1 protein-coding gene is annotated in these 17,344 nt (G+C 40.5%); it reads right to left on the reverse strand.

The genetic code is table 11. The features are described from left to right. Positions 1-72 precede the first annotated feature (72 nt). Positions 73-17,022: a DUF5776 domain-containing protein gene (locus K5Q07_RS04760; protein ID WP_220729949.1), complete on the reverse strand. Its 16,950-nt coding sequence runs from the start codon at positions 17,020-17,022 to the stop codon at positions 73-75. Positions 17,023-17,344 lie beyond the last annotated feature (322 nt).

Raw genomic sequence — 17,344 nt, forward strand, 5'->3', positions numbered from 1 at the left:
ACACCACGCCTTTTTTATAAAAAAGAATAAAAAATACCCGTTAGGAAAAATCCTAACGGGTATTTTTAAATTCTATTTAATTCTGTTAACCCAGGTCTTATTTGCGGTGATGTATTCACCATGTCCAATATAGAATCTGGTAATTCCATAGAATTTAGCTACGCTTCTTACTCGGATCATTGTGTTCTTTCTGAAGTGCTTAATTGCATTACGCTTAGTGAACTTCTTAGCAGTGTGTACTAAGATGCCCTTATTTCTGATGACACGAATTTGCTTAGTACGACGAACGTAGTATGCATGAATTGTGCCCTTGGCATTAATGTAGCCTCGCTTGATACGATACTTAGTACCGTTCTTAGTCTTGACGATTCTTAATACCTTGTAAGCGTTGGCCTTATTTCTAGGTCTCTTCTTGAAGTACTTAACAGCATTCTTACGAGTGAAGTGAGTATTTACATAAACTCCACGTTTGTTAGTCCAGTAAACGTAAAGTGGTGCTCTCTTCTTCTTAGCAAGCGCAACATAAGTCTTGTTGGAAGTGACATATTGACCATTACCAATGTATAAACGAGTAATGCTGTAGAACTTAACAACCTTCTTAACGTGGATCAATGCTCCACGACGAAGTCTGATTACACGTCTACGCTTACCATAATGGAACTTCTTGTCAGTGTGAATCAATACTCCAGTCTTTCTGATAACACGGAATAATGGATGGTTGGTACGGTAGTAAGCATCCCTAATGTTCTTATTGAAGTAGATGTAACCACCGTTAACCTTTAGACGTGGATACTTATTATGATCTAAGACAACGCCTCTAACCTTGAAGACATGTGCTAATCTTCTTGGCTTCTTAGCATAACCCTTCACACGGTTCTTAACGGTGAAGTGAGCTGAACTGTGTAGGTATAGTCCCTTCACACTGTATACATATGAAGGTGCCTTTCTGTTCAATTCAGCTTTGTATGCTTGCATGTATCTGTTTACATAATCGGCATCCTTGTTCTTCATGTTTTCAACTGGTAATAGCTTAGCAGCACGGCTTCTACCTGCAGATTCAGGGGATTGACCTGCATGAGACTTAACCGCTACTACATGCATGGTAGTTATACCATCGCTATTAACAACCGCTTTGATGATTGTATTTTCATTAGCAGTGTAGTTGTAACCATGACCATTATTAACAACAGACTTGTGTTGAACAATCAAGTTGCCATTATTATCAACTCTAGCAATCACTCTACCAGCCGCATAGGTGTTATCGCTAGCATCTAAGTGAGCATTATCAATTGTGATAGTCCCATCAGCGTTGATTGGGAATGATTCAACATGGTAGCTTCCATCTTGATTCTTGGTAACAGTTGACCCAGCAGGTACCAAGTACTTACCGTCGCTAGAACGAGTTGGCTTATTGACGATAATTTCTCCGTTTCCATCACCCTTAACAGGTAACTTACCAATGGATTGAGTATCCTTACCATCGTGATTGAAATGAACATGGTCGATTTCATCATTAATTGGTGACAATACTGGATCACTTGGCACTGGTTGACCGTTTGGAATTGTTGTTCCAGCGTAACCAGGAATATTGGATTCAATTGTTTCGCTACCATTTCTATTGATATGAATAGTTACAGCATCATCTGTTGGTTTAGCATTTTCACCAGGTTGAGCAGGTTTTTGCTCATCTTGTTGAATTGGCGTTGCTGAAACATGGTAAGAAACGTTGTTATTCTTATCGGTTTCCATTGTAATTGGATCACCGGCATCTGCTTGGTAAGCACGATGTGGAATAGTTGGATCAGTTACAACGGATGTCTTGGCAACTGTTAGGTCACCGGTATTTGGATCAACCTTAGCTGTTACAGGTCCAATTACTGACTTGGTCTTATCATTCTTATCATCGAAGAATGCATTATCAATATTTAGAGTCCCATCGGCGTTAGCTGGAATCTTATTACCATTTACTTGGTAAGCACCGGCATCCTTGTTCTTAGTTACTGATGACCCGGCTGGAACCATGTAATAGTTACCGTCGTTGCCCTTAACCAACTTGGTCTTGGTTGTGACGATGTTACCATCGTCATCAATCTTGGCAGGCAAGTCAGTTTGAGCTTGTGGATGACCGCTTTCATCGACAACATTCGCATTATCAATATTAACATTGCCGTTTTCATCGATTGGTAGTGAATCACCGTGGTAAGTACCATCATCATTCTTGGTAATGACGGTTCCGGCAGGAATTACATACTTACCGTCATTTGACTTAGTAGTCTTGGTTACGACGACGTTGCCATCATCATCACCCTTGACTGGTAAGTCGGCCTTAGCACCAGTATTCTTGCCATCATTATCAAAGTGAACATCAGAAGCTGTTCCTTGAGTTGGAGTTAATACTGGTTTAGTGATGCCTTGACTAGCTGGTACGTTAGTTTGACCAGTAAAACCAGGAACGTTTGAGATAACATCCTTAGTACCATCACTATTGTAGTGAATAGTTGCGGCACCTGGTTGAACCTTCCCGTTCTTACCTGGTTGTGCTGGAACCTTTTCGTCTTGGACAATAGGAGTTGCATCAACGTGGTATTCAACTCCACCCTTACCATCTGACTTGATGGTAATTGGGTCACCGGCAGTGGCCTTGTAAACACGACCTGGGTCACTTGGATCGGCAACGACAGTGTCTTTGCTTACGGTTAGCTTACCAGTGTTGTCATCGACATTTGCCACAATGCTGTTAATGACGCCCTTACCTGGTTCTAGTTTGTCATCATAGTGAGCATTATCAATTGTGACTTGACCATCCTTAATTGGAAGTGGACTTCCGTTTACTTGGTATTGGCCTGTGGTTTCGTTCTTAGTTACAGATGAACCTGCTGGAATGATGTAGTCATGACCATCATCACCCTTAGCAATTTCATCCTTGGCAGTTGTGATGTTACCTTGATCATCAACCTTGGCAACTAAGTCCTTGTGGGCCTTAGTGTCACCCTTATTATCGTTAACGTTGGCGTTATTGATAGTTACGGTGCCGTCTTGGTTGATTGGTAGTGAATCACCGTGATACTTGCCGTCGTCACCCTTGGTAATGTTGGTTCCCTTTGGAATCATGTACTTACCGTCAGTTGACTTGGTATTTTGAGTCACAATGATATTACCCTTATCATCACCCTTGACTGGAACGTCACCAGTAGAACCGGTAGTTTTCTTGTCGGTATCAAATGATACATCGTGAGCAACATCATTTACAGGAGTCAATTTAGCATGACTGGTATCAGCATCATTAGGTAGACCCTTTTGACCAGTGTAACCTGGAACGTTTGAAATGATGTCCTTGGTACCATCATTGTTGTAGTGAACCTTGGCACCATTTGGTTCAGTCTTACCATTATCACCTAATTGAGCATCGATTGTTTTATCTTGGTCAATTGGAGTGGCTTCCATGTGGTATTCAACTCCACCCTTACCGTCTGGTTTGATGGTAATTGAATCACCGGCATTAACTTGGTAAGCCTTGGTTGGGTCATTTGGATCAGTGACAACGGCGGTCTTGTCGACTGTCATTGTACCTTTATCTGGATCGACCTTAGCGGTTACGGGGCCAATTACTGACTTAGTCTTATCGTCTTTGTCATCGTAGTGAGCATTGGCGATATTGACGATACCATCACTTGGCGAAGGCAACTTGTTACCAACAGCTTCATATGAGTTGTCACCTGGGTTCATGTTAACGTTTGAACCACTTGGAATAATGTAGTAATTACCATCTTTACCCTTAGCAATGACGTTATCACTTGTGGTGATATTACCATTATCATCGGTGGTTACTGGTAGTTTTTGACCGTGGTCTACTTGAATGCTACCAGCTTGGTCGTATACTGAGGCGTTATCAATTTCACCCTTTGATGGGTAAATTGGTACTTGGTACAAACTTTTAGCTGGGTCTGTTGGATCAGCAACGACTTGAATTTGTCTTCCGGTTGCATACTTGTAGCCATCAGGAATTGCTGAAACAGCCTTGTATGCGTCAGCACTACCTGCATAGATAGGAGTATTGTCCTTATCGTTTGCGTAGATAAAGTACTTAGTGGTATCGGCAGAAACTGGCTTATTGGTGTAAATATCAATAAATTGAACGTTTTGTCTTGCTGAATATGGAGAGTTATCAGCAATTACAACCTTGGCATTTGAATCAATGTTGCCGTTGTTATCCATCCAATCAACAACTTGTGTTGATGGTTGATATACGTGGTAACCATTGTTTTCATATCCACCACTTGGCAAGTTAGCGTCTAAGACATGACCTGTAGTCTTATCGATAACAACCTTACCATTACCCTTAGGAGCACCGTCGTTATTATCAATCAATGTTGCATTATTGATTACTGCGGTATCATCCTTGGCGGTCAATGAGTATGAACCATTGTCATTGTTAATTTCTGTACCAGCATTAGCTTGATATGCTTGCTTGCCTTTAACAATGTGAACTCCTTGATCATCAGCTAAAGTCATCGTTCCCTTGTTCAAGTCGATGTTGGCATGAACATCACGAACGCCGATAACGTTGCCTTTTGCGTCCTTAACAGCAACGTTTGGCAATGTTACCTGACGAGTGTTGGCATCATATGGATATGATGGAACTGTCCAGTTACCATTGCTATCCTTGGTGACTTCACTACCAGGTAGAATGATTCTACCGTTTGGAGTAGTTACAGGTTGAGTTACCTTAATTGAGCCATCGCTTTGACCTTGAATTGGAAGTTTATCAATGGTTGAACTAGTATCCTTACCATCGTTGTCCAAGACATGAACGTGGTCGATGGTACCAGCAGTTGGTTTCAATACTGGGTTAGTTGGTAGTGGTTCACCGTTTGGAATAGTGTCACCGCTAAATCCAGGAACATTGGAAATGACTGTCTTGCTACCGTCTTTGTTGACGTGAATAGTAGCAGCGCCATCTTGAACTGAACCGTTTTGACCAACTTGAGCGTTAACCTTCTTATCTTGTTCAATAATCGTAGCTGGAATATGGTATTCAGGTTCACCGTTGGCATCCTTAGTAATGGTAATTGGATCACCAGGATTTACTTGGTATGCCTTTGTTGGATCGGTTGGATCAGTTACAACGGTAGTCTTGTTAACGGTCATAGTTCCATTTGATGGATCAACGTTGGCTGAAACATCGCTGATAACAGACTTGGAAGGATCGGTCTTGTCATCTAAATGAGCTTTATCAATGTTAACTGTTCCGTCTGGGTTAGTGGTTAACTTGCTACCTTGAGCAGTGTAACTACCATCACCCGAACTGTTTGGAACAACCGATGTGTTCTTGGTAATGACGTAGTAGTTACCATCCTTGCCCTTGGCGATAACATCCTTAGTGGTGTTAATTGAACCATCATCGTTAGTTACAACAGGTAATGATTGACTGTGGTCAACCTTAACGTCACCCTTTTGATCCAAGACACTAGCATTGGTGATTTCACCTTGTACTGGAACAACTGGAACAATGTAGGTACGCTTGTCTTTATCACTGTCATCATCATTATTAGTTTGTTGAACGATAATTTGCTTACCCTTGGCGTAGCTGTATCCACTTGGAATACCAGTTACGGCTTGAGCAGCATTTGAACCACCAGCAAAAATTGGTAGTAAGTCATCATCGTTAACCTTAATTGATGGGTTGTTAGTGTTGTCTGTAAAGACTTGGTTATTGTAAATGTTCATGAACTTAACGTGGTTGTTTTCGTGGTATGGTGCGTTGTCGGTAACACGGACAATTGCATTGTCGTTAACGTTACCAGTTTCGTCACTCCATTGAACAGTTTGACCAGTTGGATCATAAACGTGGAATCCTGCATTTTGGTTACCACCAGTTGATGGTAAGTCGGCAATCAAGATGTTACCGGTAGTCTTATCGACTCTAACCATGCCTCTACCGACGTTGGTATTGTTGTTAACGTCAATCAATGTGGCGTTATGAATAACGGCAGTATCGTTGTAGGTATTTACATACAAATGATTGTTGTCTGAAACGATTGGATTTCCAGCATCAGCTTGATATGCATCGGTGCTTGTAGTTGCGTGAACACCTTGTGGGTTGGCAACAGAAAGTGTTCCGTTTGCTAAATCAACATTGGCAACAACATCTTGGTGGTCGATTACGTTACCCTTATCATCCTTGATTGGAAGTTGTGATAAGGTTACTTGTCTGTTACCTGCATCGTATGGGTATGATTGAGCGTGCCAGTTGCCATCCTTATCCTTAGTTACCTTGGTATTAGCAAGAATAATCTTACCGTCTGGAGTGGTGATTGACTTGGTGGTCTTAATTGAACCATCATCTTGGCCAATAACTGGTAGGTTATCAGCAGTTTCACCGATGTCATTTCCGTTAATGTCATCCATGTGAACACCATTAATGTTTTGGGCACTTGGTGTTAAGACAACTGGGTTTTGTACTGGTTGTCCTTCAGGAATATCGTAGCCTTTAAAACCAGGAACGTTTGAAACAACGGTCTTGCTACCATCATCGTTAACATGAATCTTGGCAGCACCATCAGTCATAGTACCATTTTGACCAGTCTTTGCTGGAATAGATTGATCTTGAGCAACCTTTTCAGCGTTGACATGGTAAGTAACGTTACCATCTTGATCGACTGACTTAGTAATTGGTGTATTACTGTGGGCAATATATACATTCCCCTTGTCATCCTTGGTAACACTGCCTTTAGCAACAGTCATGTTCCCATTATCGTCAACCTTAGCAATTAACTTGCCGGTTTGTGATGTCTTGTCTGAAGCATCATAACTACCATTTGGAATGTTGATAGTTCCATCTGGGTTGACTGGGAATGAATCGCCGTGGTAGTTACCATTGGTTCCCTTGGTTACGGTTGAACCAGCAGGAATCATGTACTTGCCATCACTTGACTTAGTGTTCTTAGTAACCACAATGTCACCATTTTGGTTACCCTTAACAGGAACGTCACCAATTGAACCGGTGTCCTTACCGTCATCGTTAAAGTGAACACCCTTAATGACATCGTTAGTTGGTGTTAAGACGACGTTTCCAGTATCTTGATCAACTGGGACATTGGTTTGTCCAGCAAATCCTGGGATGTTAGAAGCGATTGTCTTAGTACCATTATCTGGGTTGATTGTGACTGTGGCAGCATTATCGATGCGTTGACCGTTGGTACCGGCCTTTGCAGGGATGTTTTGAGTTGCTGGTACAGCATGAGCGGCAACGTGATATTGAACATCACCATTTTCATACTTAGGATTTACTTCTTCGCCTTCATCGACTTGGTAGATTGTGCCATCTGGCGCCTTGGTTACTGAAGCCTTAGCAATGGTGATCTTGCCAGTACCGGGATCAATATTGGCGGTAATCTTACCTGGGTATGAAGTGTTTTCATCCTTGTCGTATTGTCCAGTGGTAATGTCGAAGGTCCCATCTGGGTTTGCGGGGATGGTGTATCCATCAGCATGGTACGTGCCATCGGCTTCTTGACGAACGTTTGAACCCTTTGGAATAAAGTAGTAGTTAGGATCATCGTTCATCCCTTTAGCCACGTGGTCCTTAGAAGTAGTGATTGTACCATCTTCGTTAGTATTAACTGGCAACTTGGTAATTGCCTTTTCTTGATTATCCTTACCATCAATAATGGCTGTTGGTAGTTCAGCCTTGGTAGGAACAACCGGAATTACATATTCAAAACTACCGTCATTATTCTTGTTAACAATGATGTTCTTTCCGGCATCGTATACATAGTTATCAGGTAATTCATTAATTGCCTTAGCAGCATCCTTTGTACCGTAGTTAATTGGCATTCCATCTGAATGAGTAACCTTTAATTGGTATGTCTTGGAACCATCGGTAAAGACTTCACCAGTGTATGAATTCTTGAACTTCACATCAGAAATGAAATCATATGGATAGTTTTCAACAACCTTAACGGAAGCATTGGTATTGACGTTACCCTTACCATCGCCCCAATCAACAGTTTGAGTATCAGGATTGCTGATGTGGTATCCTTCGTGGTTACCACCTAGTGTAGCAACGTTTGATAAGTCTGAACTTGGTAGAATCTTACCAGTTGATTTATCAACATTGATTGATGCAGTACCATCAACCTTATTACCCTTTTCGTCGATCAATGTAGCGTTGGTAATTCTGGCGGTATCGTCTTCACTCTTAACTTGGTAACCATTACCGGTCTTAATGACTGAAGTACCATTGTTAGCTTGATATGCATAACCATCTTGAGTAATGGTGTGAACTCCACCATCAGATGGTTGGTTCAATGTTAATGAACCATCGTCGTTTAACTTAGCGTAGATTGGTTGACTATTTAGTCTCTTACCATTTTCATCGGTAATTGTGGCTTCGTTAATCATAACGTTACCATTCTTATCGATTGGAAGAGTTTGAACGTGGTAACTTCCATCAGTGTTGATTGTGACTGGTGAGTTTGCCATTGCAACGTTTGTTCCATCGTCAGTCTTGGTATTCTCAACAACAGTAACTGAACCATCATCGTGTCCTTGAACGCTCATGTTGGTAATTACCTTACCAGTATCCTTACTATTAACGTCATCAGCGTGAGTAGTTGGTAGTGTGGTAATACCAGGTGTTAATACTGGAAGGCTGGTGTCGGTATCAGATGAAACATTGTCGTTACCAGTGAATCCTGGAACGTTAGACTTGATTGTCTTAGTGCCATCTGGATTGGTATGGATGATTGCTCCACCTTGAATTGTTCCACCGTTCTTACCAGCCTTAGCAGGAACGACTTGATCTTGTTGTTGAACTTGACTAGCAATGTGATAAGTAGTGGAGCCATCTGGGTTAACTACCGGAGTAATCTTGCTGCCCTTCTTGGCAACGTAGACATTACCCTTACCGTCTTCAACGGCAGTATCACTATTAACAGTTAGTGAACCGTCATCGTTTAGATGAGCCACAACTGGTTTAACAACACTGGTACCGTTAGTACCATCGTAAGAAGCATTGTTAATTGTGACAGTACCGTCTGGGTTTCTTGATAATGATTCGGCATGGTAAATACCATCGGCATTCTTGGTGACCTTAGCACCTGCTGGAATGACGTACTTGCCGTCCTTTGAAGAAGTATTTGAAGTGACAGTCACACTACCATCGTCATGACCTTGGACTTGTAGTTGATCAGTAGTTGATCCAGTGTCTTGGCCATTTTGGTCATTGTGAACGCCGTCAATTGTTTCCTTAATTGGAGTTAGTTTAAATTGACTGGTGCTGGTGTTAGCAGGAATTACTTCGCTCTTTTGATCGTTATCCAAACCGAATCCAGCAACGTTAGATGTAACTGTCTTTACACCTGTCTTAGGGTCATAAGTAACGGTTGCACCATTGTTAATTACTGGACCGTTAGCTCCGGCGATTGCTGGAACATCTTTTCTAATCTTGTGTCCAACAGTTTGAACGTGGTATTTAGTAACACCATTATTAACTGTCTTTTCAACGATTGTGTTGGCCTTAGCAGTGTAGGCATCGTTATTGTTACCAACTAATGTGGTATCGTTAACAACATTAATCTTGCCATCTGGACCAACGATTCCTTTAATGGTTCCGGTCAATCCGGTGTCTTTATCCTTATGCATAAAGTGAACATTTTTTATTGTGACGGTTTGATCAGTTGAATTGTATGGTAGTCCATCAACACTTGGTTGGTTTTGTCCATTGCTAGAAACAACTGAACCTGCGGGGATGATGTATGAACCATCGGAACTAGTTGTATTCTTAGTAACGACTTGGCTGCCATCAGCATTCGTATTAACAGGAAGATTGCTGATAGTTGAATTGGTCTTTTGACCGTCTGTTGTAACGGCAACGTTACCCATGCCAATCAATTGACCAGTGGTGTTGTAACCACCACCAATAGTGTTTGGTGTATTTGGTTGAATGGTTTGACCTGGGTTGATTTGGTAGGTATTACCATCACTTCCGGTAACAACACCGTTGTTTGGTACCTTAGTGATTGTGGTATTACCGTTTGCATCACCACTGACAGTTACATTGACAGACTTGTTAATGACATTGCCATTACCGTCAGTCACTGAAATGTTAGTTTGAGAAGTTGTTGGTGTAACAATGTATTTGTCTTGACCGTTGTACTTCTTAGCTGTTGATGATGTGAAACCAGGATTGTCAGGTGTTACGAAAGGTTTACCGTTACCGGTATTGGCGTTGTAAGTACCCTTACCGACACTTGAACCATTGGCGGTTACTACATCAACTGTTTGTTGGTCAACTGGCGTACCATCTGGAAGCAATGATAGGTAGTAGTAATCTGAATCGTTACTATTTGAAGCAACGTGAACCAAGACATCCTTGTTTGCTGTTAGCACGTTATTGATTGTGTACTTGTTACCATCGCTATCAGTAATCTTAGCAACTGGTTTAGTAGTGTCTGTATTATCAGCAACAACACCATCTGATTGTTGATCAGATAATGCTGTAATGTCGATGTATACAGGTTTCTTATCTTGTTTTCTTGAGTCATTGTGACCAGTGATTAGAACGTTTACAACCTTATTAGTGTCTTGACCGGTCAAAGCATTGTAAATGTGAACATTGACTGCTTGAGGGGTGTTATTAGTTGTAACGTTAAATGAAGTATCCTTGTCATTTTGTTGAGGATTGTATCCTGGCAAATCAGGAGTTACCACCATATGACCATCCTTGTCATAGCTAATGGTTCCCGAGAATGGAAGAATTGTGCCATCTTCACGTTGGATTGGCACCTTATCACCGGTATTGTAATTAAATGCTTTCTTAGCAACGTTAATGATTGGGGTGTAATTACCTTGACTATCCTTATTCAAGTCAATTGCACTACCGGCAGTAACAGTGTAGCTAATGTGCTTGCCGCTTGCGTCTTGCATACCGACAAATCCGCCGTTAACAACACTGGTAATGCGAGAAGTACCATCTTCGTTACCTTGAACCATGACGGTCGCAGTTCCGACCTTTTGACCAGAATCTTGATCGATAATGTCCACGTTGGTTTGAACCGGTGAGGTCGCAGGTTCTAAGATAGCATCACCGTTGCCATCGAATTGTGCGTTAGGAGATGGTGCGAACCCAGGCATGTTAGCAGTTGCTTGTTTTCCACCTGAAGCATTTGCTGAGATGGTAGCACCACCCTTGATTGAGTTACCTGAATCAGTTATCGCATTTACTTGTTCAGTACCAACGTAACTTGGGGTAACGTAAACATTGAAATTACCTGGATCACTCATATCAGGAGCAATTGCAGTTCCGGTTGTCACAGTGTATCCATTGTGTCCATTTGTCAATGTCGCGTTGCTTGGTGAATCAATTGATGTAATGTATGAATTACCATCTGAATTACCTTGAACGTGAACGGTCATAGTACCAATTTTATCACCTGTATTAGCATCTAAAACATTAATAGTTGTTTGAACCGGACTCTTTGAAGGAGTCAAGATAGCACTACCAGTGGCATCTATTTTGGCTGGTGTACTGCCATCAAAACCAGGCATGTTAGATACTGATGTCTTAACGCCATCTTTGGTCTTAATCGTAGCTCCTGCAGTAATATCGTTACCCTTATCAGTAACCGCTTCTACAGAGTAATCAGCTACAGGTGCTGGTTTAGCAACAATTGATGCAGTGACTTTTCCAGCATTGTATTGAGGAGTTAAAACATCACCCTTATTGACCGCGTATTTATTACCGACACTGTCTCTGAATTCAGATTGAGTGTTCACTCCAACAACATATGAATGACCATCGTTATTACCTTGAACATCAACTTGAACGACACCAACGTGACTACCATCAACACTACTAATTACGGGAACGGTAATACGAACTGGAGAAGCTGATGGTGTAACAACAGCACTATTTCCCTTCATTTGACCTGGGTTACTTCCATCAAAACCAGGCATACCAGGTTTAATCGTCAATGTGCCATCACTATTAATAACGGTTGCACCACCATCGACGGCGACGCCATCTTGGGTAATGGCTGGAGTCTTAGTAATAACATCATTATCAACTTGACCTTCAGCATAAACGATGACATTTCCAGAATTATCAGTGTAAGCCTTAACGTTGTCACCAACACTTACCTTGTACTTCTTGCCATCGTCAGTCTTATAGATACCTCTACCCTTGATATCGGTAATCTTTGAAGTACCATCATTTTGACCTTGAGCAGATGCTTCAATAAAGACTGGTTTATTGTTAACCATTAATTGAGTAGTGGTACCTGGTTGATATACTGGAATCTTGACACTAACCGGGTTAGCAGATGGCTTAACGACATCTTTTTGATTAGCACCTGTTCCTGTGGTTTGAGTATTGGCAGATGAATCGAAACCTGGTAGGTAGGTAACTGTATGAAGACTACCATCAGCATCTTGGCGTCTGTATCCACCTTGATCAACAGTGCTACCTGAAGGAGTAACAACGTTTACGAACTTCTTATCACTATTACCAGTTAGTTGAACGTGGTAAGTTGGATTACCCTTTGCATCGGTAACAATCCCAATCTTGGTCTTGTTATCAATGGTGTATTGCAAACCATCGTTCTTACCAGATGAAACGTTAACTGTCTGTACAGCATTAACAGTACCATCACTATTACCCTTGACTTGAACTGATGCGGTTAAGCCGGTTGGGTTACCATTAGCATCATCGATGTAAACAGTAGCGGTACCTACAGCTGGTTGAACGGTGTACATTCCATAACCATCTGCGTTTAGACCATTATTATTGGCTGAAACGGCAAAACCAGGAAGTTGTGGTGTAATTGAAATTACGTTTCCAGTTGACTTATCAACCTTAGCAATCCCCTTAAATGGAATCTTAGTTCCTGAAGGAGTATCGATTGGTAGTAATGCTCCATCTTGGACGAATTGAACATCTGGAACAAAGATATCATAAGTTGATTTATCGTATTGCTTCATTGGAGTTTGTGATAAATCAAGAGTGTAACCCTTGTTATTGTTGGATACATCACTGGCTAACTTGGTAAATGCGGTCTTTGCTTGGTAGTTGGAAGTATCGTATGAACCGTTATTTAAAATGGCATCGACTGGCATCTTAGCAATACCAACTAATCTAGTCTTGTCACCGTTAGAAGCGATAACTCTGACTGTTGCAAAACTTGTTTCCTTATTGTTTGCATCTGCACCACTGTATGATGAATCATCGAATGGTGTGATGTTTTGATTATTAATTAGGTATTCACGATATTCTGGGCTTGGTAGTGGATCACTTGAAGTCTTATTAGTGTAGTATTGAGCTTCGTTGGTATCACGATCGCTTAAGTGGTTCAAAATACCACTAATGTTCTTCAAGAAACCTTGTGCAGTAGGCATTGCGGCAATTGAGTGCATATCGTTATCAGGACCGTAGTTACCCTTTAGCTTAAGTTCTTGTCCATTGTCTAGACGAGTCCAAACACTGTTGAAACCTTCAACGTTAGTTTGGTAACTGTTGTTACCAGGACGAAGTGAACTTGAAACACTGGCAATTGGTTGATATGCAGGTCCTTGCCAATCTGCCAAACCAGTTTGCATGAATGTATTCAAACGAATTCCGACAGTATCGATTGGCTTAGTACCTAAATCAATATCACCGTTGAATTGAATGCTACCATCACTTAGTGTAGTTGAATTGCTTGGATTCAAAGTGATGGTTTGGGCTAATGTTTCATTATTGTTATTAGCCTTGTACATATTGCGGTAGACATCACCGTTATTTGACTTAGCATCAAATGAACCTGTAACGTAGTGAACTTCTACTTGGTGTTCCTTAGCATCGTCACCAGGATTATTTAATGTTGCTTCAAACTTAGCGTGGTAGTGACCGTTGGCATCTTGATATGTTTGAATGTTGTGGTCAAATTCAATTGATGGAGAACCAGAAAAGTCGATAGATGTATCATTTCTGGCGTTTTGTCCTGAAATAACCTTTGGTGTATTACCATTAAATGCTTCGTTAATTCTCTTAACAATGTTTTGGTTATCAGACATCCCCGCAACAGTTTGTCCTAATGCCTTAGCGATATTAATGATGATGTTTGGTAGATCAGGATCATTAATATTCTTAAGCTTGTTAGCAAGTTCTCTCTTACTCATCCCTGCTAAATCAGCAAATGTGCTTCCACTTAGGTAAGCTTTTTGTGTGTTTAATGCATTTTGATTATTAGTATCATTCAAGTAGTAGGTTGAATTAATTGCTCTGTTAACATCATTCTTCCAGACGTTGGCAATCGCAGTATTAATTTCAGCTTGGGTTGGATTATCACCGTTTTTAGCCTTTTCTGGGTTATAAGCACCACTACGGTTAGGATCTGGGTTAACAATGTTACCGTTTAAGACTTGATCACTGTAGTCTTGCTTACTTGCGATAATGTCTTCATACAATTGAACAAAGTATTGTAAGTAGTTAAATGCTTGATCGAAGCTGACATTGTTAACAGTCACACCTGTATCTGGCACTTCACCCCAGGTGTATGGATAACTGAAACTAAAGCGTTTCTTACTACTATCAGAACCGGATGGCTTGTATCCGTTAGTGGTTCCGTTAATATCTTGGAAAATTTCACTACTGTTGAAACTGTCATCGTTTTCACCCAGTGCAGTACCATTACGACGATAGTGATAGATGTATGGGTTCAATAGGTAACCACTATTAGTCTTAATACTTGCGATGTTTCCTTGGTCCAAAATAGCACCGAAAACATCAATTGAAGAAAGACTTAACTTTGGACCGGCAGCTCCCATTGAAGAACCAGGAGTAACGTTTAGTGTTAAGTTAAACTTCTTTGGGTTAAATGCAACGATTGGTAGGAAGGCAACACGAATTGGGTGATCCTTTGAACCAGTATTCATGTTGACATTTAGTGTCCCGTTTTGAAGAACTACAATCTTACTGCTTGATTGGTTTCTACGACCACCGGTAGTCATGGTTGAATATGGACCATAAATAAAGGCGTTGTACAAACCGGCATTGGCAGTGGTTGGAATCTTAGCATCAACGTTGAATGCACCACCACTTAGGATTTGCATTCCGTGACCTAGCCAAACAACGGCATCTGCTCGCTTGTTGTTCCATCCACTGGCAACAGAGGATGTGTTATTTGGACCATTAACCAAGTTGGAGTTCAAAGCAGTTGGTGTAACACCATCTGGAACAACTAAGTTAACGGTACCTTTGATAACGATATTTCCGCTATCACCTGATCCGGTATCGGCCGGATTATTAACGTTTCCAACACGAATACCATTGGTATTATTACTCAAAGTAATGTTTACCTTGGCACCCTTGTGGACGTTAATGTTGTTGTTAGCAACAATTCCATAACTAGGCATCATAGTAGAATCGATGTAGTTAGTCTTTACAGTCTTTCCCCAACTCTTTTGGTAAACGTAGTTATCAATTTCAACCGGGTTCAAGTTAACGTTGGCGTTTTCTTGGAACACGATGTAGTTAGCCATCAATGAGTTAAAGGCATATTGACCGTTTTCACCGACGACAAACTTACCACCGGATGGGTTCAAGTTCTTGTATGTTTCTGCATATGTAATCACACCATTGTTTGTGGTTGCATCAGAGGCATAGACATTAGCACCTAATACATAGTTACCATTACCATTATTTGGATTGAATAGATTGTCAAAGGTATTGTTATATCTGACGTTATCGTATTCAACGAATCCATTTCCGTTTACAACGTATGGATTAGCTAAGCTAGTAACATTTTGAATCTTAACAACAGAAGTGCTGTCAGATTTGTTAAATGTGTATGTTCCACCTAGTGAGAATTTATTTTGACCATCAATTACTAGGTTCCCTAGGTTAGTAACAGTTCCACTGGAGTTAATGTTGTTAGTTAAAACAATCTTTTGGATACTGTTGGTTCCTGAAGCAACCATGGCACTATTAAATTGATTGTTGTTATTAGCGTAAACGATTCCATTATTGAAGTCGTTTACCATCTTGTTAAATGTTGTCTTGTATTGAGCAGCACTGGTATCAGTGTTGTTTTCTGGCACATTTTTATCATCTGGTTTGGCGTCATATCCAGATACGTTAAACTTATCTTTTGAATCAAATTGTTGGTTTAATGCGTTTCTAACACCCATGTATGCATTATCGTACATTGATTGTAGACCGGAATCGGCACTAGGACGATTGCTTCCTTGGGTGTAATCGTCTGATCCAGAAGTTGTCGCATCGTTGAATGCGGCATCGGCAGTCTTTCTAAAATCAACACCATACTTGTAAGCGATGTATAGCATTGATGAAGTATTAGCTGCAGCCTTCTTAATATCGTCGATTGATGAATTGGCCATGTTGTCTGAAACACTCTTGGATTGATCAGCATTGACCCCTTCGTAAGCAGCACTGTATAGTTCCTTGCTGTTGTTGTCAGTTATATCATCATTATCGGCCTTACGATTACTGTAAGCATCGTTGACACCTTGATTAATTGATTGGGTATATTGCTTGTTAGCATCATTTGAATCTTTAGTGTTACCTTGTAAATGTTTTTGGTAATTAGTGGCATCGTTAGCGGATTGGTTGTTAACAATGTCAGTAGTTTGATTTTGATTATTGGATTGATCGGTTGCACCTAAACGATTTGATAGCTTCTTGTCGCTGTTATCATTTTGGCTTTGGTTATCGTTATTGTTGGTTGATTGACCATTATCCTTGTTTGCATCATTTTGATTTTGTTGATCATTATTTGATGCAGTTTGCTTATTATCATCAGATTGTTGGTTTGATGACTGTCGATTGTTATTAGGTTGAACAACTTCAGTATTGTTCTTGGTAGTATCATCAGCATGAGCAGAAACTCCGTGTGACATTAATGCCAGTGAAGTTCCACCTAGAAAAGCAAATGAAGCTAATGAGACGACAACCCATTGTTTCTTTACTTTTCGTAGAATCTTTTTATCATTGGTTTTTTGAAATTCATTCTTATTGTATTGCAAAGAAAGCCCTCCCCTGTTATTTATTGACTCTCTAAATCCTTAATTTAGTGTTTTATACAAACAGAACATCTAAATTAACCAATTTTAAAAGTTGAAGCTCGTTAAATTGGAACAAAAAATTCAAATAAAAGCCTCAAACGACCCAATCACGTTTAAAAATTCCTCGTTTTATGCTTATTAAATCAACGTTCTCAAGCTTCACAACTTAATTCTACTACTAGCATAAGTTTTAGTTAATTCATCTCGTATAGACTTAAGAAAAATTTAAAATTTATGAACAATATGTACAAAAAAGACCTAGCAAAATTGCTAGGTCTTTTTT

This window comes from Apilactobacillus zhangqiuensis (genome assembly GCF_019656215.1).
GTDB classification, from domain to species: domain Bacteria; phylum Bacillota; class Bacilli; order Lactobacillales; family Lactobacillaceae; genus Apilactobacillus; species Apilactobacillus zhangqiuensis.